Here is a 19,299-nt window from a genome sequence, read left to right on the forward strand (position 1 = left end):
CATCCAGCTCAGAGGCGTCATGCCCCACCGGGAACGACCGGGAGGGCGAGCTCGAAGATCGCCCCGCCCTCCTCGGCGTTGTAGGCGCTCAGGGTTCCGCCGTGGGCCTGGGCGACCCAGCGCACGATCGAGAGGCCGAGTCCCGAGGAGCTCCCGCCGGTGCCGAAGCGGTCGAACGCCGCGTCGGCCAGCGCGCTGTCGACACCGGGTCCGTGGTCGGCGACGGTCACCCGGCCGTTCGCGACGATGACCTGGACGACCGCCTGCTGATCGGGCTGGCGGCCGTAGCGCAGGGCGTTGTCGAGCAGGTTGCCGATGGCCCGCTGGATCAGCGCCGGGTCGACCAGCACCTTGCAGGGCGCGGTCGTCACCGTCACGCTCGCTCCCCCGGCCGGGGTGTCCTCCACGACGCCCGCGACCAGCTGGTCCAGCCAGACGGGCTGCACGGCCAACTGGTCGACGCCGGCCGCGAGACGCGCCCTGACCAGCAGGCCGTCGATGATGCCGCCCATCCGCGAGGCGAGCGCGACGGTCCTGGGCAACAGGTCCGCGCGTTCCGCCGGGTTGCGCAGGGCCGTCTCGGCCAGCGCCCGCAGCGCCGCCACCGGGGTGCGCAGGTCGTGGGCGGTCTCGGCGAGCAGCACCTCCTGCTGCTCCAGCGCGGCCGCGGCGGGGCGGATCGCCCGGCCGGACAGCACGTGGCCGGCCAGGCCCAGCGCGCCGATGAGCAGCACGCAGCCGCCGATCACGAGCAACGTCAGCCGGTCGTGCTCGGCCTCGGACACGGAGGCGTCCGCGACCGCGATCACGCCGCCGACGTACCTGCCGCCCTGCCGGAACGGCTCGACCCGGAAGCGCAGCGCGCCGCCGTCGGTCGCGGTGGTGAAGCCCCTCAGCTGGGTGCCGGACTTCACCGCGGCCTGGACCTGGACCTCCAGGTTCGCCGTGGCGACCCCGGGACAGCCGCCGCCGTCGCTGACGAACCCCTTGAACTGGCCGGGACCGCCCGGTAAGACGGCGAACCCCGGGCACCTGTCGTTCAGCTCGTCGGCGGCCACGGCGGCGGTCGAGATCTCGCCGCGTCCGTCGTCCCGGATCAGCCGCAACACGGACGACGTGACGACCTGCAGGCCGGCGTCGAGGTCCTGCTCGCGCCGGTCGGCGTCCGCGCCGATCACCAGCACCGCCAGCACGATCAGCACCGCCGCGTTGACCACGGTCACGAGAAGGGTCATCAGCAGCCGGAGCCGGCGCAGCCGATCGGCCGACGAGCGGGTCATCCCGCGGTCGCCAGCCGGTAGCCGCGGCCTCGGACGGTGTGGATCAGCTCCGGCCCGCGCAGCTTGCCGCGCAGGCGTTTCACGACGGCCTCGACGACGTTCGCCATCGGGTCGTTCTCGGCGTCCCAGCAGTGCTCGATCAGCTCGGCGCGGCCGACCACCTGCTCGGCGCGCGTCATCAGGAACTCCAGCACGGCGAACTCCTTGCCGGACAACGTGAGCAGCACTCCGGCCCGGCGGACCTCCCGGCGCGCGCAGTCGACCTCCAGGTCGGCCAGGCGCAGCACGGACGGGCGGCCGAGGCCCGCGCGGCGGCACAGGACGCGCACCCGCGCGGCCAGTTCGGCGACCGAGAACGGCTTCACCAGGTAGTCGTCCCCGCCGTGGGTGAACCCGGCGACCCTGTCCTCGACGCTGTCGCGGGCGGTGAGGAACAGCACCGGCACGCTCCAGCCCTCCTGGCGGCGGCGGTGCACGTACCCGATCGAGTCGCCGTCGGGGAGCATGCGGTCGAACACGACGCAGCTGTGGCCGCCCGCGCCCAGTGCCGCGTGGGCCGCCGCGAGGTCCCCCACGGCGTCGACCTCGAAGCCCGCGGAGGCCAGCTCGACGGACACCGCGAGGCGCAGGTCCTCGTTGTCCTCGACCACCATCACCCGCACGGCGTTCCCCATGTCATCAAATCCTCATGTGTCCCGGCAGATCGTAGGGCGGACGGCGCGGACCCGCGCCGGTCGGACCGTCGAAACGGGGTGCAGGCCATGCCGTCCACCACGCTGTTCTCCGTGCTGGGCCCGGTCGAGGCGCCCGGCATCCGCGCCGGCAAGCCGCTCGCCGTGCTGGCCGTGCTGCTGGTGCACGCTAACGCCTGGGTGCGTGCCGAGACGCTGATCGCGGCGACCTGGCCGGAACAGGACGTGCCCGCCTCGGCGAACGCCAACCTCAAGACCTACGTGTGGCAGCTGCGCAAGGCGCTGCCCCAGCAGCGGATCGAGCGCGCGGCCGGCTGCTACCGGCTGCGGGTCGAGCCGGGAGAGCTGGACGTCGACCAGGTCGAACAGCTCGCGGCCACCGCACGGCACGCGGTGGAGGGCGATGATCCGCGCACGGCCGTCGCGGCGCTGACCGACGCACTCGGCCTGTGGCGGGGCCAGCCGTTCGGAGGCTGGGACGTCGAGGCGTTGCGGGGAGCGTCGGCGAGGTTCGGCGCCCTCCGCTCGGAGCTCCGCGCGGTGCTGGCGGAAGCCCACACGGCGTTGGGCGACCACGACGAGGCTGCCGCGGTGTGGCAGGCGCTGATCGACGACGACCCGTTCGCCGAGACGCACTGGGCGCGCTGGGTGGCGGCGCTGACCGGGGCCGGCCGTCACGCCGACGCCCTGGCCGTGCACGACCGGGCCCGCGCGGTGCTGCGGGCGGAACTCGGCGTCGAGCCCGGCCCCGAGCTCCGTGCGGCGCACAGGACCGCGCTGCGCGAAGTGCGGGCGGCGCGTCAGGACCTGCCCCGCGACCTGCCGGACTTCACCGGCCGCGCCGCCGAGGTCGACCGGCTGGAGGCGTTCGCGACGCGAACGGGTGACGTGGCGGTGATCAGCGGGGTGGCCGGAGCGGGCAAGTCCGCGCTGGCCGTGCACGTCGCGCACCGGCTCGCGCCCTGCTACCCGGACGCCGTGCTGTACCTGGACCTGCGGGAACTCACCGCCGCGGCGGCTCTCGAGCACCTGCTCCAGGCCGTGGGCTGCGCCGTGCCGGCCGATCTCGCGAGCCGTGCGGCGCAGTGGCGGGCCGAGCTCGCCGGGCGCCGGGTCCTGCTGGTGCTCGACAACGCCACCGGCGCGCGCCAGGTGCGGCCGTTGCTGCCGGGCGTTCCCGGTTGTCTCGTCCTGGTCACCACCCGCGTGCGGACGCCGGTCGTGGACGGGGCCCACCGGCTCGTCCTCGGCCCGCTGCCCGAGGCCGGGGCTCTGTTCCGAACGCTCTGCGACGACTGGCGAGGCACCCCCGAACCCGGTGCGGTCGCCGAGGTCGTCCGGCTGTGCGGCGGGCTCCCCGGCGCGCTGCGGGCGGCGGCGGACCGGTTGCACAGCCGTCCCATGTGGACGGTGGGGAAGCTGGCCGCCCGGCTCGCCGCCGGCACAGCCCGGATCGCGGAGCTGAGCCCGGCCGCCGAGCAGCTCGAGACCGCCTGCCGGGAGCTCTCCCCTGCCGCCCGGCGGGTGCTGGCCGCGCCGGCCGCCGGCCTCACCGAGGGGGACCTGGTGGTGCTGGAGGACCTGCTCGACCTCGGCCTGGTGACCCAGACGTCGGCGGACCGCTTCACCCCGCACCCGTTGATCCGTGAACTCGTCCACGCCGTGCCGTCCTCGCGCCCGGCCAGGGTCGCCTGATCCGAGGAGCATCCGTGCACAACCCGCAGGCGCTCGACGCGCCACGCCCCGCAGCGCCGGCGTTCCAGGGCGCGCACCGGACCGGCACGCCGCGGCTGATCGTCTCCGCCGCCGCGCACACCGCCCCGGCCGTCGCGCGCCCGGTCGCCGCACCCGCCGCCGCTCCCCCGCCACCACCCCGCCCGCCCGCTACCCCGCCGCCGGTGCGGCACAGCGCACCACCGCAGGCGCCTGTTCCCCGGCAGGGGCGACGCGCGGCGGTCCGGCAGGTCACCGCGCTGCAGGCCGTCTGCTGGCAGGTCGCGGTGGTCACGACCGCGGTGTCGATCGGACGACCGTGGCCCGTGACGGCGGCCGCCTGCACCGGCGCCGCCGTGTTGCTGGCCGTCACCACGATCAGGATCCGCGGGCGGTGGCTCCACCAGGTGCTGGCGCCGGGCCTGCCGTACCTCCTGCGCCCCCGGCGGCACAACCTGCCGGACGACGACAAGGCGTCCGCGTTGCTAGGCCTGCTCCTGCCGGACGCCACCACGTTGACCGTCCACACCGGACAGAGCGAGGCACTGGCGATCAGTCACACCGCCGGGCTGACCACCCTGGTGCGGCCGCGGACCACCGGCGCCCGCACCGCAGCGCCACCGTCGCCCGCCTCGCTGCTGCCGCCCACCGACGGCGCAGCGGACCACTTCGGCGTCCAGCTGGTGTTCCACTCGGGAGCCCGCTTCGACCAGCAGCCGCGCTACTGGCTCACCGTGCACGCGTCCCGCACGGTCGAGCACCCCACCGACGCGGAACTGGAACCCCTGCTGCGCAACGCGGTCCGCCGCGTGGTCCGGTCCCTCACCCGCTCGGGGACACCCGCCGAGCCGATGCCCGCCGAAGCCGCGTTCGCCACCATCGCCGCACTCGGCCACGTGACCGGCGGCCGCACGGAGGTGCGTGAGGACTGGGGCTTCTGGCGCACCGGAGTGGTCTCCCACGCCTGCTTCCGCCTCACCGGGTGGGACAGGCTCGGCGACCACGACGTCCACGGCCTGCTCACCGAGCTGGCCGCGAAGACCGCGGGCGTCGCGGTCACCGTGACCGTCGCCGCACGGTCCGGCCGCCGCGTCACCGCCGTGCTGCGGCTCGCGGCTCCCACGGAGTCCGCGGTCGAGGCCGCGGCGGCGCACCTCACCGGCCCGCTCGCCTCGTCCGGCGTCCGGCTGGTCCGGCTCGACGGCTCCCAGATGGCCGGGGTGGCCGCTTCTCTTCCGATCGGAGGCTTTCCGCAATGACGCTCGCCCCAGTACTGCCCATCGGCCGGGTGCCCGCCGAGACCAGGACCACCGCCCTGCTCGCGGCCGCACAGCACGAGGTGCTGGTGATGAGCAGCCTCGTCAGCTCCGTCAACCACCCGCTCGGCGTGGTCCGCCGGCACGACCACGACAACCTCCGCCGCGGGGTGCGCTATCGGGTCGTGGTGCCCGACGACGCCCGCACGGCACCCGTGCTCGGCCCCCAGCTGGGAATGCTGGCGCTGGCCGGCGCCGACGTCCGCACGGTCGTCGAGGTGCCGACCGACTCGATGGTGATCGACGGCGAGGTGGTCGTCCTGCCCGCCGAGTCGCGACCGGCCGGGCGCGTCGCGATGTTCCGGTTGCCCAGCCTGGTCACCACGACCGTCGAGCTGTTCGAGCGGGTGTGGGCCGGCGGGGTGCCGCTCGCCGCGTACGACCTGCCCGTGAGCGCGGAACTCGGTGTGCGGGAACGGGAACTGCTCTCGCTGCTGTCCTCGGGCAGCACCGACGAGAAGGCGGCCGCACGGCTCGGCGTCTCGGTGCGGACCGTGCGCCGGATGGTCTCCGACATCATGAACCGGCTCGGCGCGCGCAGCCGGTTCCAGGCCGGCGTCAAGGCCGCGGACCGCGGCTGGCTGATGGAACGGACGGGCTGATGACTGCGACGACCTCGCGTGTCCTGCAGGTGGCCCCGGGCCGCCACGGCGCGTACCCGAGCATCGGCGACGCGATCCGCGACGCACCGGACGGCGGCGTGATCTCGGTGGCGGAGGGCACCTACGCGGAGACGTTCGACCTGACCGACCGCAGGCTGACGCTGCAGGCGAACGACGGCGCCGACGTCGTCATCGACGGCACCGGAGCGGACTGGCCCGCCCTGCGGGTGCGGGGCGGTTCGCTGACGGTGCGGGGAATCCGGTTCCTGGCCGACGTGGAGGGCATCGTCGCCGCCGGCGTGACGCTGACCGTCGAGCTGTGCACGATCACCGCCCGGTCCGGACCGGGCATCAGCGTGCGCGACAGCACGGGTTTCGCGATCAGCCGGTGCAAGATCTCCGGTGCGGCGCAGGGAATCACGATCGACGGGTCGTCCGGCCGGATCGACGGCACGCGCATCGAGAACGTGGCGGGCGACGGTCTCGTGGTCGGGCTCGGCGCCGATCCGGAGATCGCGAACTGCACGATCCTCGGCTGCGGGCAGCGCGGGGTGTACGTCTACCAGTACGCCCACCCCACGATCGACGCGTGCGACATCTCCGGCACCGCGCAGGACGGCATCGCGGTCGCGCACCAAAGCCGCCCGGTCATCCGCCGCACGAAGATCCACGACCTGCAGGGGGCAGGCGTCTCCTTCGGCGCGGACTGCGCCGGTTCGGTGCTGGAGTGCACGCTGACGAACACCGCCGAGCCCGCGATCGCCCTCGCCGCCGGCGCCACGCCCACGATCACCGAGGCCGCCCGGCCGGTGCGGTCGGGCGGTGACGGCCTCGACGACCTGCTCAACGACCTCGACGCCATGGTCGGGCTGGCCGCGGTGAAGGCCGAGGTGCGCACGGTCGTCGACGAGATCCAGGTCGACAAGTGGCGGCTCGGCGCCGGGCTCACCGTCGGCACGGTCAGCCAGCACCTGGTCTTCACCGGCGCCCCCGGCACGGGCAAGACCACCGTCGCCCGCATCTACGGCAAGCTGCTCAAGGCGCTCGGTGTGCTGCCCAGGGGCCAGTTCCGCGAGGTGTCGCGCCGCGACCTCGTCGGTCAGTACATCGGTCACACCGCGGAGAAGACAGCGACGGTGTTCGAGGAGTGCCTCGGCGGCGTGCTGTTCATCGACGAGGCCTACACGCTGTCCCGTTCGTCGGGCAACGGCGGCGACTTCGGCCAGGAGGCGATCGACACCCTGGTCAAGCTGATGGAGGACCACCGCGACGGCGTGGCCGTCATCGTCGCCGGCTACACCGACGAGATGGACGGTTTCATGGCCGCCAACCAGGGCCTCGCGTCCCGGTTCGCGAAGACCATCGAGTTCGAGAACTACGAGGCCGGCGAACTGCTGCTGATCATCGACCGGATGGCCTCCGACGGCGACTACCGGCTGGATCCCGGCGCGCATCCGGTGCTGCTGGACCACTTCGCCGCCATCCGCGGGGGCGAGTCGTTCGGCAACGCCCGCGAAGCCCGCAAGCTCTTCGAGGGCATGCGCAAAGCGCAGTCGAGGCGCCTGCGCGCGCTCGGCAGGATGCCGGACACCGACGAGCTGCGCGGCCTGCTCACAGAAGACGTCCTGTCCTGCTTGTAGGCACGCTACTGTCGGGTTTCGTGCGTGTCTTGGTGGTCGAGGACGACGAGAACCTGCGACTGGCGATCAGCGGGTCGCTGCGCGGAGCCGGCTTCGCCGTGGACGCGGTGGGCGACCTGCCCGCCGCCGACCAGGCGTTGTGGGTCAACGCCTACGACTGCGCGGTGTTCGACCGCATGCTGCCGTCCGGCGACTCACTGGCGTACGTGCGCTCCAGGCGGGCGGCCGGGTCACCGGTGCCGATCCTGTTCCTCACCGCCCGCGACGGCGTGGCCGACCGGGTCGCCGGTCTGGAGCACGGCGACGACTACCTGGTGAAGCCGTTCGCGGTGGCCGAGCTGGTCGCGCGGGTCGGCAGCCTGTGCCGGCGGGTGGCCTCCGGGCACGCCGCGCTGCTGCGGTGCGGCGACCTGGAGATCGACCTCGGACGCCACCAGGTGCGGCGGGCCGGGGTGCTGCTCACCCTCACCGCCAAGGAGTTCGCGGTGCTGGAGCTCCTCGTGACGCACCAAGGGAAACCAGTGACCCACGGCGAACTGATCGCCTACGCGTGGGACGAGATGGCCACTCCGAAGTCGAACGTCCTGCCGGTGCTGGTCGGCCAGCTCCGGCGCAAGCTGCACCAGCCACCGATGATCCACACGGTGCCCGAGGTGGGCTACCGGATCGACCCGTAGCCCTCGCCCGGCAGAGCCGATGGCCACCCCGACTGGACGTCGCATCGGCCGCGGCATCTCCACGGAAGTGGTCTGACGGGTTTTTCCCAGCGGCCGAAGTCCTTCACCGGGATCTCATTCGCGGCGACCGGCTTGCCGGACTCATCGCGGCGGTCCGTTCGATGAGGCGAGAGCGTCGTTGATCTGTCCGCAGAGAGCGCGCAACTGCCGTTCGTCCGCGGGCGACAAGCCGACCTGGCACAGCATCTTGTCGGGCACCTCGCCGGCCTCGCGTTGAAGGCGCCTGCCCGCCTCGGTGACGGTCAGCACGAGGCGGCGCTCGTCTTCCTCCGCCCTCCTCCTGCAGAGCAATCCTTTGCCTTCCAACCGTTTTACGACTGGCGTCAGGGTCGGCGGATCCAGCAGGGTGCGCTCAGCGAGCGTCCGCAGGTCCACGCCGTCCTGTTCCCACAACGTCATCATCACGACGTACTGCGTGTAGGTGAGGTCCAGCGGCTGCAGGAGCGGGCGGTAGGCACGGGTGATGGCGTTGACCGCACTGTAGAGCGCGAAGCACGGCTGTTCCGACATGCGATGCACCTTCATGCCACCAGTCTTACCCATGCCTCCGCCAGTTCCTCAGCGCCAGTGGTTGTTCGCCGCGGCGATGGTCGCGTACTCCGTCGCCACAACCTGGGCGATGGCGATCAGGCTGTGGTGGTCCTCCGCGTAAGCCAGCCTCAGGCGCTGGCGAACCTCCGCGTCCGGCTGAGTCGCTTTCACGGTCAGCCTGGCGAGTTTGACGGCGAGGGCGCGTCCCTCGTCGGGAGTCGCGGTGATCAGGGTGTTGCCCGGCACCAGTTCCATCGGTGTCCCCTTCCATTAAGTTCGTGCGCTAATCATTCGCGCGCGAATCTTCGTTGTCAAGGCGTCACGTGCCTTCGGCTCGGCGCGCGGTCAAGCTGTCGACGCCGACCACGGGCAGGTCCACGCGCACCACACTGCTGCAGTACGGCGACCTGGAGATCGACCGCGGACGCCACCAGGTGCGGAACCGAAGCCCTCGCACGACAGCGAGATAGCCGTGGCCACCCGACCGAACGTCGCACCGGCTGCGGCACATCCACGGAAAGTAGAGACACCACTTCTCTCCGGCATCGTTCCTCATCCATTCGGCCCACTCGATCCTCTACTCGCTGGCGAACAGCGGAGCGATCGTTGGGCCAGTCGCGGCCTCTTGCCGTGAGAGCGGTTTCACGCGTCGACGATTGGTCCATACCTATTGCTGTAGTCCACACGGGATCGGTCGTACCGCGCACGACCGGCATGACAAGAGGAGTTCCGAATGTCGACACCCCGGTTCCTGAAGCGCGCCGGAGTGGCCGTGGCCGCACTAGTCGCCACCACCGGCGCACTGGTGCTGCCCGCCACGACCTCATCAGCCCAACCGTCCACATCGGACGCGTCCTTCGTGGTGAGTGAGGCCCAGTTCAACCAGATCTTCCCCGGCCGCAACAGCTTCTACACCTACAGCGGCCTGACTGCGGCTCTCGACGCCTACCCCGGCTTCGCCAACACCGGCGACGACACGGTGAAGAGGCAGGAAGCCGCGGCGTTCCTGGCCAACGTGAACCACGAGACCGGCGGCCTCGTGCACATCGTGGAGCAGAACCAGGCGAACTACCCGCACTACTGCGACGCCGGCCAGCCCTACGGCTGCCCCGCGGGCCAGGCCGCGTACTACGGCCGCGGACCGATCCAGCTGAGCTGGAACTTCAACTACAAGGCCGCCGGGGACGACCTCGGCATCGACCTGCTCGGCAACCCCTACCTCGTCGAGCAGGACGCGGCCGTCGCGTGGAAGACCGGCCTCTGGTACTGGAACACCCAGAACGGCCCCGGCACGATGACCCCGCACGACGCGATGGTCAACGGCCGCGGCTTCGGTGAGACCATCCGCAGCATCAACGGCTCCATCGAGTGCAACGGCGGCAACCCGGCACAGGTGCAGAGCCGGATCGACAAGTACACGCAGATCACCGGGATCCTCGGGGTCCCGGCCGGCGACAACCTGTCCTGCTGACCCGAAGGCGACCACGGGATCGCCCGTTTCAGCCGGAGGGCCCTCATCCGCACGGATGAAGGCCCTCCGCTTTTCGCGGGCGCTTTAACCCTGCCCTCAGGTTGATCGGGGACGATGAGCCGCCACAGCGTCAACCGGAGGGAGCGGGCCCGCGTGCGGATCATGATCGCGGACGACGAGGCGGCCATCCGCGAGTCGCTGGAACGGGTGCTGCAGGTCGAGGGGTACGACACCAGCACCGTCGCCAACGGTCTCGCCGTGCTCGACGGGATCGACGGCGACGAGCCGGATCTGCTGATCCTCGACGTGATGATGCCCCGCCTCGGCGGGGTGGAGACCTGCCGGCGGTTGCGGGCGGCGGGACGGGACCTGCCGGTGCTGATGCTGACCGCACGGGATCAGGTCTCCGACCGGGTCGCGGGGCTGGACGCGGGCGCCGACGACTACCTGCCCAAGCCGTTCGCCACCGAGGAGTTGCTGGCCAGGGTCCGTGCCCTGTTGCGCCGCCGGGCGCCGGGCGACGACGGGTCGCAGGTCCTGACGTTCGCCGACGTGCGGGTCGATCCCGACCGGTTCGAGGCGTGGCGGGGAGGACGGCCGCTGCGCCTGACCCGGACCGAGTTCTTCCTGTTGGAGGTTCTCGTGCGCAACGCGACGAGAGTGTTGACGCGGGGTGAGCTGTTCGGGGCGATCTGGGGCTTCGACATGAGCGTGACCTCCAACAACCTGCAGGTGTACGTGAGTTACCTGCGCCGCAAGCTGGAGGCGGAGGGTGAGCCGCGGTTGATCTACACGCGGCGCGGCCTGGGATACACGTTGCGGGAGACCCCTCCGTGAGCAGGCTGAGCCGGTGGTGGCACCGGCGGTCCCTGCGAACCAGGCTGACGGTGATCGCGGCGACGGCCATCGCGCTCAGCGTGTTCCTGGCGTTCCAGGTGGCCAGCGAGCTGTTGGACTGGCAGCTGCGGGCCGCGGCGGAGGACCAGCTGCGCGCCGACTCCCGCGTCCTGGCGGCGAACGCGGAGAGCGCCGGTCTGGGGCAGGTCGCGCTGCCGCCGTATCCCGGATCCGGTCGGCTGGTGCGGGTCGTCCTGCCCGACGGCTCGGTCCGGACGCCGGACGGCCAGCCCGCGCTGCCGCCGGTCAGCGAGAACGCCGTGCGCGTGGCGCAGGGCGCGTCGGCCGACCTGGTGGAGTCGGGTGACAGCGACGACGACGGCTACCTCGTCTACACGCTGCGGGCAGGCGGCGGCGCGGTCCAGGTGGCCCGCGCCGCCGACGACAGCCCGATCAACACGTTCGGGTTGGGCATGCTGCTGATCGGGCTGCTCTGCGTGGTCTGCGGTGCCCTGGTCGGGCGGGCCGTGGCGCGGGCCGGGCTGGCGCCGATCGACCGGCTGACGGCCGCCGCGGTTCGTGTCGCGCACACCCGCGATCTCGACGCCGACATCCCGGACGAGGGCGGCGGGGAGATCCGGCAGCTGATCCGGTCCATCAACGACATGCTCGCCGCGCTGCGGGACTCCCGGCAGGCCCAGCGGCTGCTCGCCGAGGACGCCGCCCACGAGCTCAAGACCCCGCTCACCAGCCTGCGCCTCAACATCGAGCTGCTGATCCGGCTCGATCGGCGCGGCGCCCTGGACAGCGCGCTGTCCTCGGAGAGCCGGACGCGGCTGCTGCACGACCTCGGCGCCCAGGTGGTCGAGTTGAGCACCCTCGCCGCCGAGCTGACGGACCTGGCGCGTGGTGACGTCAGCGACGAGAACACCGAACTGCTCGACCTCGCCGACGTGGTGGTGGCCGCCGTGGCCCAGGCGGGTTCCCGTGCGCCCGACGTCGAGGTAGCGCTAGACGTGACCCCGGTGTGGGTGAGCGGGCGTCCCGCCGCGCTCAAACGGGCGGTGCTCAACCTCGTCGACAACGCCGGCAAGTGGTCTCCCGCTGACCAGCCGGTCCAGGTCCGGCTGCGCGCCGAGGGCACGTCGGCGGTGCTGGAGGTCGACGACGCCGGGCCAGGGATCGACGCCGCCGACGTGCCACGGGTGTTCGACCGGTTCTACCGCGCCGACAGCGCACGGGCGTTGCCGGGATCCGGTCTGGGGCTGTCGATCGTGCAGCGCGTCGTCGACGCCCACGGTGGCCGGGCCACCGTGGGCCGCTCCCCGCGCGGTGGCGCGCTGCTCCGGGTCGACCTTCCGGCCGTTCCGATCGCGCGGCTCACCGCCGGGGAGGACACCACGGTGCACTGACCCGTCCCGCATCTACCGTTGCAGCGCGGGCTCTTCGTCGCCGGCGAGCGGGCGTTGCACTTCCGGCACCTCTTCCACCGGCCGGGAAAGCTTGCTCGGCCACCACATCCGCCGGCCGAGCAGCAGGGTGAGGGCGGGCACGAGGACCGACCGCACCAGCAGGGCGTCGAGCAGCACGCCGAAGGCGACCAGGAACCCGACCTCGATCAGCATCACCAGTGGAAGCGAGACGAGGACACCGAACGTGGCCGCCAGGACCAGGCCCGCCGAGGTGATCACACCACCGGTGGCGGACAGGGCTTTGAGCATTCCGTCCCTGGTGCCCAGGCGCACCGCCTCCTCCCGTGCCCTGCTGGCCAGGAAGATGTTGTAGTCGACGCCGAGCGCCACCAGGAACAGGAACGCCAGCAACGGCACCGAGTAGTCGATGCCCTTGAACCCGAGGATCGTCTCGAAGACGAACACGCTGCCGCCGAAGGCCGCCGCGAACGAGACGACCACGGTGGCCATCAGGACCAGCGGGGCCACGATCGCCCGGAGCAGCAGCCCGAGAACGATCAGGACGACGAGGAGCACCAGCGGGATCACCAGCTTCTCGTCGCGGCTGGTGGTCTCCGCGGTGTCGAGGTGCTCCGCGCTCGGCCCGCCGACGATCGCCTCCGCGCCGCTCACCGCGTGCACGGCGGTGCGCACCCGCTTGATCGTGTCGTACTCCGCGGCGGTGTCCGGCGAGTCCGCCGGGAACACCGAGATGTCGGTCCAGCCACCGCGGGTCTCCCCCGGAACGGCCACCGCCACACCGCGAACGCCCTGGACGACGTCGAGCACCCGCTCCTGCTGCGCCGGCCGAGTGAAGACCGTCATCGGCTGGCCGCCGAGCTCCGGGAAGTGCTGGCGCAGCACGGTGAAGCCGGTGACCGACTCCGGCGCGGACACGAACTGGTCCTGCTCCCGCAGCGGGCCGGTGTTGCCCATCAGCCCGAGAGCGAGAACGCCCAGGACTGCGAGCGAGCCGAGCGTCGCCACCCACCGGCGGCGGCTGATGGCGGCGCCGAGCCGCACCCACAGCCCCGGCTTCTCCTCCACCGCCGTGCTGAACCGCGGGATGGCCGGCCAGAAGATCCGCCTGCCGAGCACCACCAGCAGCGCCGGGAACAGCGTCAGCATGGCCACCAGCGCGCACAGGATGCCGGCCGCGCCGATCGGGCCCAGCCCGCTGGTGCTGTTGAGGTCCGCGACGAGCAGGCAGAGCAGGCCGGCGATCACCGTGGCGGCGGACGCGACGATGGCCGGTGCCGCGCCGCGCAGCGCGTGGATCATCGCGACCCGGACGTTCTCGTGGTGGTGCAACGCTTCCCGATATCGGGCGATGAGCAGCAGCGCGTAGTCCGTGCCGACGCCGAACACCAGGATCGTCAGCAGCGCCGAGTTCTGGTCGTTGACCACGATGCCGAAACCCTTGACGAGCAGGTAGACGGTCGCCATCGAGGTCAGTGCGGCAGCGCCCACGGCCACCAGCGGGATGAGCCACAACACCGGGCTGCGGTAGGTGATGATGAGCAGGAGCGTGACGACGACGATGGTGGTCAGCAGGACCTGCAGGTCGATGCCGTCGAAGACGGCGTCCATGTCGCCTTCGATCGCGGCCGGACCGGTCACGTCGAGGTCGAGGCCCGCGGGGCGGTCCTTCGCGGCGTCGCGCAACGGGCCGACGATCGCCTCCGGCGCGCCGTAGGTCGTGCTCACGTCGAGGGTGAACATCATCGCCTTGCCGTCGGTGGACGGTCTCGTCTCCGGGCCCTCGTCGTCCTCGCCGGCCGGAGTCACCACCTTCGGCGGGTACTTCTTGGCAAGGGTGTCGTAGTGGCGCTCGACCGTCGCGCGGTCGGCGTCGGTCATGCCGCTCTCACGGTGGTACACGAAGACGAACGTGTTGTCGTTCCCGCCGGGGAGACTGTCCTCCAGCACGGCGACCTTGGTGGATTCGGCGCCGGCCGGCAGGGTGTCGGCGGCTTTGTCGGTGGTGACCGAACTCAGCTTTCCGCTCAACGGCCCCATGACGACCGTCAGCACCAACCACAAGCCGATCACCAGCCACGGCACCCACCGGCCTGTCAGTGCTTTCCCGGACGGCGCTGCGTTGACTGCCATTCACGAGCCTCCTGAGTACGTGTCACTTCGCCTGTCTGGCGACGACTTCCTACCGAGCGAATCTGAGAGGACCGTTAATGCGGTGCTCAGACCAGTCGGCAGTCCCAAGAGGACTCTGCGGAGTAGTACCGTCGTACCGCCTGCCTCCCGAACTGACGACCGCGGTACGACGAAACGGAACGGAATCGGCCCTAGCGTTCCGGTCATGAGGAAATCTGGTAGTCCACTGTGGAGGTTCGGTGTGGCCACCGTGGCGCTGGCGACGGCGTTCACCGTCGTCGCCTGCGGGTCGAACGCCGGCAACGGTGCGCCGCCCGTCCCGCCCGGCTCGCACAACGCGCACGCGGGTCAGGCGCCTGCCCCACCGCAGCCGCTGCGCGCCGGTGAGCGGTTCGTCGACCTGAAGATGGCCGAGGCCTACACGCCCACGCCGTCGGGGGACAGCGGCACGGACGAGTACCGGTGCCAGGTGATCGATCCGGGCCTGACCAAGGCGGCGTTCCTGACCGGGACCCAGGTCACGCCGGAGAACGTCGCCCTCGCGCACCACGCCATCGTGTACGCGGTGCCGCCGCGCGGCGCTGCCCTGGTGCGCGAGCAGGACGCGAAGACCCCCGGCGTCGGCTGGCAGTGCTTCAGCGGGACCGGCGTGAAGGGTGCCGACGTGGAGGAGGACGAGCCGGGCGCGACGTGGGTGGACACCTGGGCGCCCGGCGCCTCGGAGACGCTGTTCACCCAGGACGTCGGCTTCAAGCTGGAGCCGGGCAGCCTGATCGTCCTGCAGATGCACTACAACCTGCTCGCGAGCGACGGCAAGCCGGCCGGGTCCGACCGCTCGGCGGTGCGGCTGCGGCTGACCGACGGCACGCCGCAGACCCGGGAACTCGACACGATGCCGCTCGACGCGCCAACCGATCTGCCCTGTCCCGCCGGCGAATCGGGTCCGCTCTGCGACCGGGCGGCCTCGATCGCGGACGTGACGAAGCGGTTCGGGCAGGAGGTCGGCGCCACCGCGGACGAGCAGCTGGAGGAGTGCGGCCAGAGCGCGCCGAAGCCCGGTGACACCCAGATCTGCGACCACGAGGTGGAGGCGCCGATGACGTTGTTCGCCGGTTTCGGCCACATGCACCTGCTCGGGCGGGCCATCAAGGTCGAGCTCAACCCCGGCGGGCCGAACGCGAAGGTCGTGCTGGACGTGCCGCAGTTCGACTTCGACAACCAGCGGCTGGTGAAGCTGCCGGAGCCGGTGGAGATCGGTCCCGGGGACACGCTGCGGGTGACGTGCACGCACGACGCGGGGCTGCGCAAGAAGCTGCCGCAGCTGAGCAAGCTGCCGCCGCGCTATGTGGTGTGGGGCGACGGCACCAGCGACGAGATGTGCGCGGGCATCATGACGGTCTCCCCCCGCAAGTCCTGACATGACACGGTTGCGTTGGGACTCCCCGAGGCGGTCGCCGGTCTGGTCGTTGCTGCCGCTGCGCGCTTTTCTCGGTGGCACCTTCGTCTACGCCGGTCTCTCCAAGCTCCTCGACACGCACTACTTGGACGGCACCTCGCCACTCGGTGTCCACGCGCAGATGGTGAGCGCCGCCGCGACCTCCCCGATCGGCCCGCTGGTCTCGCTGGCCGCCGACCACGCGACCGTCGCCGGACTGGCGATCGCGTTCGGGGAGGTCGCGGTCGGGCTCGCCACCCTGCTCGGGCTGTTCACCCGGCTCGCCGCACTCGGCGGAGTCCTCCTCTCGCTCAGCTTCTTCCTGGTGGTGAGCTGGACGACTCGGCCGTACTACCTCGGGGCCGACGTCGTGTTCGCCGTCGCCTGGACCCCGTTGCTGATCGCGGGCGACGCCGGGGTGTGGTCACTGACCGCCCGGTTGCGTGCGCAGGTGCGGCGCGGGCTCGGCCTGCCGGTGCACCCCACAAAGGCGGAGGAGGGAACGGTGCAGGACCACGTCGAGCGGCGCACCGTCCTGCGGGGCGGTCTGATCGCGGGGGCGGCGACCGCCGCCGGAGTCACCGCGGGCAGCGTGCTGGCGCTCACCGGGCGCCCTGTCGGCTCGCCGGCGGCCCCGGTGAGCCACGGCCCGGTCATCGCCGCCGTCGACGACGTCGCCGTGGGCTCGTCGAAGAGCTTCACGACGCCGGACGGGACGCCCGCCCATCTCCTGCGCCCTGCGCGGGACACCTTCCTGGCCTACAACGCCACCTGCAGTCATCAGGGCTGCCCGGTCGCCTACGTCGGCCCTGGATTCCGGTGCCCCTGCCACGGCGCCACCTACGACGAGAACGGACAGGTGACAGGAGGGCCGGCACCCGCGCCGCTGGTCAAGATCCCGGTCGAGGTCGTCGAGGGCCAGGTGGTGCTCGCCTGACTGCTAGATCGGCCGGGTGAGCCTCAGGTCGTAGGCGAGGATGACGGCCTGGATCCGGTCCCGTGCACCGATCTTGGAGAGGACCCGCCCCACGTGGGTCTTCACCGTCGACTCCGACAGCGTGAACCGCCGCGCGATCTCGCCGTTGGTGAGGCCCTGGCCGACGGCGACGAGGATCTCGCGCTCACGACTGGTCAGGGAGCTCAGCCGGGGATCCTCCGGCACGGGCCGGCAGAGGTCGTCGCCCTGCCGGTCGGCGACCGCGTCGAGCAGCCGCCGGGTCAGCGCCGGCGCGATCACCGCGTCCCCGGCGGCGACGGCCCGGATGCCGGCGAGCAGCTCCTCCGGCCGGACGTCCTTGAGCAGCACCCCGCTCGCCCCGGCCCGCAACACGGCGAGCGCGTACCGGCCCACGTCGAACGTCGTCAGCACCAGGACCCGCGAACGCCGACCGGCGGCGGCGATGCGCCGGGTGGCCTCGACGCCGTCGACGCCCGGCATGCGGATGTCCACCAGCACCACGTCGGGATGCAGTTCGGTGATCCACCGAACGGCCTCGGCGCCGTTCTCGGCCTCGCCGACGATCTCGGTGTCGGGCGTGCTCTCCAGCAGCACGCGAACCCCGAAGCGCTGCAGCGGCTGGGCGTCCACCACGAGCACAGAGATCATGACCGGCTGCCTTTCAGGGTCGCCGCAGCGGCGCGTTCGGCCGTGGCCGGGACCGCTCCGGCCGGCGATGCCTACTTCCTATCGAGCGGACCTGAGACGACCGTTAGAACGGCGCTCGCCGAAGAGGCCGCCGGTTCGATCCCACTTCAGCCGGAAGGCAAGTTCGTCGAGGTACATCAGGTCCACCAGGACGTGCCGGACCCCGGATTCCGCCTCGACGCGCCTGATCAGCGCGGAGGCCTCATCCACGACGGTGTCGGTGCGAATGGGCGGGTAGATGCGCAGAATCACGTCCAGCTCGTTCGGGTCGCGTCCTGCGCGAGCACCATGTCGCGGAGTTGGGGAGCACCAACGCCGGCAGCCAGCCGTCGGCCTGGGTGGCCACGCGGCGCATCGAGGGCGAGACGAACGCGGACGCGCTGGGCATCCCGTTCGCGAACAGGCCTTCCGGTCTGGACGGCTTGACCGCGGGGCCTTGGCCGGACGGCGAGCGTTGCTGGTGCTGGACAATGCGAGGGACAGCAGACAGCTGATGCCCTTGCTGTCGGCGTCGGCTGGCTGCCTGGTGGTGATCACCAGCAGGAGGGAGCTGACCTCGTTCGTCGCCTCGATGGGAGCGTCCTCGATCAGGATCGGGTTCAGACTCCTCGCGCTGCTGCCGCTCAGCCGGACCACGACGCCTGCGGTGGCGAGCCTGACGGCGGTGCCGGTGTCCCGTGCCCGAGCGGTGCTCCGCGAGCTGAGCGTGCTGTGCCTGATCACGGAGGACGGGCCCGGCCAGTTCAGCTGGCACGACCTGCCGGACGCGTACGCCGCCGAGTTACTGGCAGAAAACGTTGACAGCGAGGAACAACACGCGGCCTGCCGCCGCATGCTGCACCACTACCTCGTACTGACGCGCAACGCGTCGCTGCGTCTGCACTTCACTGACGACGTGCCGGCAGGTGAGGTCTCGAGTCCTGACCGCTGGCGTGGCACCTGCGCTACCACCTCGACTCGGCGTTCCTGTGGGACGAGATGCCGGTTGCGAACGAGATCTCCCTGCACGGGCGACGATGTCGGGACTGGGTACTCGCACGGGAGCCTCTCCCGCGCCGCCGCGATGCTCGGCGACGTGAAACTCACCGCGGAACATCTGCGGAGGGCGATTGAGGCGCGCGGTGCCCATCAGACCTAGGGCTACGCGCGCCTGCAGGCCGCAAACTGGTTCCTCCACATCGGCCAGTCCAAGAGCGGACTCGCCGCCCGGAGCAGGCGCGCGCACTGTTCCAGTAGACGGCTTCTCGCTACCAGCAAGAGGCTCTGCATGAGTAGACCGCGCTCTCCCACGTGAAGATCGGACGGTACGGCGCCGTCGTCGAGACCCTGGCAGTGAACTACGAGATGCTGGGCGAGCACCGCAAGGCCGCCGAGCTTTACGAGTTGTCGCTGAAGGTGATCCTTGAGCTGACCGATGCCAAGTGGTCACGGCTCCCCTGCAGCTTCGAGGAGCAGTTCATCGCCGAGAGCTTTTCGCTGGCTCGAACGCTGTACATGGCCAGAGAGACCGACCGAGTCCTCACGATGCTCGATCACGTTCGTACCGGACAGCAGGTCGATCACCAATGGTTCGTGGCGTGTCTTCGAGCGGTGGACGAACTGGCCTCCGTGTCGGCGGAGACGGGAGCCACTCAATTACCTCTTCTAACTGCGAGACCGGACCGTTCCCCTTTCCCGCTCGTGACACGTCCAGTCGAATATTCATTGGACATGTTTGTTGATCTGACTCCAATGGACGCTGGACACATCATGATCAACGGGGTAGATCCAATGAATTTGAGTTCGGCCGACTGCGAGGTCTTTTGACTCGCGGTGCTTTACCGTATTGGTACCCTGC

The 19,299-nt window shown here is 71.2% G+C and carries 19 protein-coding genes; 12 read left to right on the top strand and 7 right to left on the bottom strand.

Going from position 1 to position 19,299, the window contains the following annotated elements; translation table 11 throughout:
* Positions 1-17: 17 nt before the first annotated feature.
* Together IE307_RS21300 and IE307_RS21305 are read right to left on the bottom strand one after the other, a co-directional pair.
* Positions 18-1,280 carry a sensor histidine kinase gene (locus IE307_RS21300; RefSeq protein WP_191300240.1) on the bottom strand — a complete coding sequence of 421 codons (1,263 nt, stop codon included), beginning with the start codon at positions 1,278-1,280 and terminating at the stop codon, positions 18-20.
* Positions 1,277-1,954: a response regulator transcription factor gene (locus IE307_RS21305; RefSeq protein WP_229904932.1), complete on the bottom strand. Its 678-nt coding sequence runs from the start codon at positions 1,952-1,954 to the stop codon at positions 1,277-1,279. Before IE307_RS21305 ends, IE307_RS21300 begins: the two co-directional genes overlap by 4 nt.
* Before the next feature lie 87 nt (positions 1,955-2,041).
* On the opposite strand from IE307_RS21305, the gene IE307_RS21310 reads away from it, so the two are divergent.
* Genes IE307_RS21310 through IE307_RS21330 form a run of 5 tightly spaced genes read left to right on the top strand, consistent with a single transcriptional unit; the run spans position 2,042 to position 7,920 of the window.
* Entirely contained in the window at positions 2,042-3,667 is a 1,626-nt protein-coding gene (locus IE307_RS21310; protein ID WP_191300242.1) for an AfsR/SARP family transcriptional regulator, read from the top strand.
* Between the two features lie 14 nt (positions 3,668-3,681).
* On the top strand, positions 3,682-4,944 hold the full coding sequence (locus tag IE307_RS21315) for a hypothetical protein (RefSeq protein ID WP_191300244.1): 1,263 nt from the start codon (positions 3,682-3,684) through the stop codon (positions 4,942-4,944).
* The gene (locus IE307_RS21320) at positions 4,941-5,603 is read left to right on the top strand and encodes a helix-turn-helix transcriptional regulator (RefSeq protein ID WP_191300246.1); all 663 of its coding nucleotides are present in this window, start codon (positions 4,941-4,943) and stop codon (positions 5,601-5,603) included. The genes IE307_RS21315 and IE307_RS21320 overlap by 4 nt, the downstream gene beginning before the upstream one ends.
* Entirely contained in the window at positions 5,603-7,243 is a 1,641-nt protein-coding gene (locus tag IE307_RS21325) for a right-handed parallel beta-helix repeat-containing protein (RefSeq protein WP_191300249.1), read from the top strand. Before IE307_RS21320 ends, IE307_RS21325 begins: the two co-directional genes overlap by 1 nt.
* Positions 7,244-7,263: 20 nt before the next feature.
* A complete protein-coding gene (locus tag IE307_RS21330) occupies positions 7,264-7,920 on the top strand; it encodes a response regulator transcription factor (RefSeq protein ID WP_191300251.1) in 657 nt (218 codons plus the stop codon).
* Positions 7,921-8,061: 141 nt separating this feature from the next.
* Here IE307_RS21330 and IE307_RS21335 read toward each other — a convergent pair whose 3' ends face one another.
* Positions 8,062-8,505: a MarR family winged helix-turn-helix transcriptional regulator gene (locus tag IE307_RS21335; RefSeq protein ID WP_229904933.1), complete on the bottom strand. Its 444-nt coding sequence runs from the start codon at positions 8,503-8,505 to the stop codon at positions 8,062-8,064.
* Positions 8,506-8,538: 33 nt separating this feature from the next.
* On the bottom strand, positions 8,539-8,766 hold the full coding sequence (locus IE307_RS21340; RefSeq protein WP_191300255.1) for a hexameric tyrosine-coordinated heme protein: 228 nt from the start codon (positions 8,764-8,766) through the stop codon (positions 8,539-8,541).
* Between the two features lie 478 nt (positions 8,767-9,244).
* On the opposite strand from IE307_RS21340, the gene IE307_RS21345 reads away from it, so the two are divergent.
* The 3 genes from IE307_RS21345 (at position 9,245) to IE307_RS21355 (ending at position 12,231) form a co-directional block, all read left to right on the top strand.
* Positions 9,245-9,982, top strand: coding sequence for a chitinase (locus IE307_RS21345; RefSeq protein WP_191300257.1), 738 nt, complete (start codon positions 9,245-9,247; stop codon positions 9,980-9,982).
* A 153-nt stretch (positions 9,983-10,135) separates the two neighbouring features.
* Positions 10,136-10,819 (top strand): response regulator transcription factor, encoded by a 684-nt coding sequence (locus tag IE307_RS21350; RefSeq protein ID WP_308436382.1) that lies wholly within the window; start codon positions 10,136-10,138, stop codon positions 10,817-10,819.
* Complete coding sequence (locus IE307_RS21355; RefSeq protein WP_229904934.1) at positions 10,816-12,231, top strand: HAMP domain-containing sensor histidine kinase; 1,416 nt, start codon at positions 10,816-10,818, stop codon at positions 12,229-12,231. The genes IE307_RS21350 and IE307_RS21355 overlap by 4 nt, the downstream gene beginning before the upstream one ends.
* Before the next feature lie 12 nt (positions 12,232-12,243).
* Here IE307_RS21355 and IE307_RS21360 read toward each other — a convergent pair whose 3' ends face one another.
* Complete coding sequence (locus tag IE307_RS21360) at positions 12,244-14,382, bottom strand: MMPL family transporter (protein ID WP_191300261.1); 2,139 nt, start codon at positions 14,380-14,382, stop codon at positions 12,244-12,246.
* Positions 14,383-14,587: 205 nt separating this feature from the next.
* On the opposite strand from IE307_RS21360, the gene IE307_RS21365 reads away from it, so the two are divergent.
* Both IE307_RS21365 and IE307_RS21370 read left to right on the top strand, forming a co-directional pair.
* Positions 14,588-15,799, top strand: a complete 1,212-nt coding sequence (locus IE307_RS21365) for a monooxygenase (protein WP_191300263.1) — start codon at positions 14,588-14,590, stop codon at positions 15,797-15,799.
* A gap of 1 nt (position 15,800) precedes the next feature.
* Complete coding sequence (locus tag IE307_RS21370; RefSeq protein WP_191300265.1) at positions 15,801-16,754, top strand: Rieske 2Fe-2S domain-containing protein; 954 nt, start codon at positions 15,801-15,803, stop codon at positions 16,752-16,754.
* A 3-nt stretch (positions 16,755-16,757) separates the two neighbouring features.
* Here the strand turns inward: IE307_RS21370 and IE307_RS21375 are convergent, their stop codons facing one another.
* The gene (locus tag IE307_RS21375; protein WP_191300267.1) at positions 16,758-17,423 is read right to left on the bottom strand and encodes a response regulator; all 666 of its coding nucleotides are present in this window, start codon (positions 17,421-17,423) and stop codon (positions 16,758-16,760) included.
* A gap of 78 nt (positions 17,424-17,501) precedes the next feature.
* The gene (locus IE307_RS21380) at positions 17,502-17,714 is read right to left on the bottom strand and encodes a hypothetical protein (RefSeq protein ID WP_191300269.1); all 213 of its coding nucleotides are present in this window, start codon (positions 17,712-17,714) and stop codon (positions 17,502-17,504) included.
* Between the two features lie 202 nt (positions 17,715-17,916).
* Here IE307_RS21380 and IE307_RS21385 point away from each other — a divergent pair, with 202 nt between their 5' ends.
* Together IE307_RS21385 and IE307_RS21390 are read left to right on the top strand one after the other, a co-directional pair.
* Positions 17,917-18,600 (top strand): hypothetical protein, encoded by a 684-nt coding sequence (locus IE307_RS21385; protein ID WP_191300271.1) that lies wholly within the window; start codon positions 17,917-17,919, stop codon positions 18,598-18,600.
* Between the two features lie 152 nt (positions 18,601-18,752).
* Positions 18,753-19,268, top strand: a complete 516-nt coding sequence (locus IE307_RS21390) for a hypothetical protein (protein ID WP_191300273.1) — start codon at positions 18,753-18,755, stop codon at positions 19,266-19,268.
* The last annotated feature ends 31 nt before the right edge of the window (positions 19,269-19,299 follow it).

It is taken from the genome of Lentzea cavernae, from assembly GCF_014653695.1.
Taxonomy (GTDB): Bacteria; Actinomycetota; Actinomycetes; order Mycobacteriales; family Pseudonocardiaceae; genus Lentzea; species Lentzea cavernae.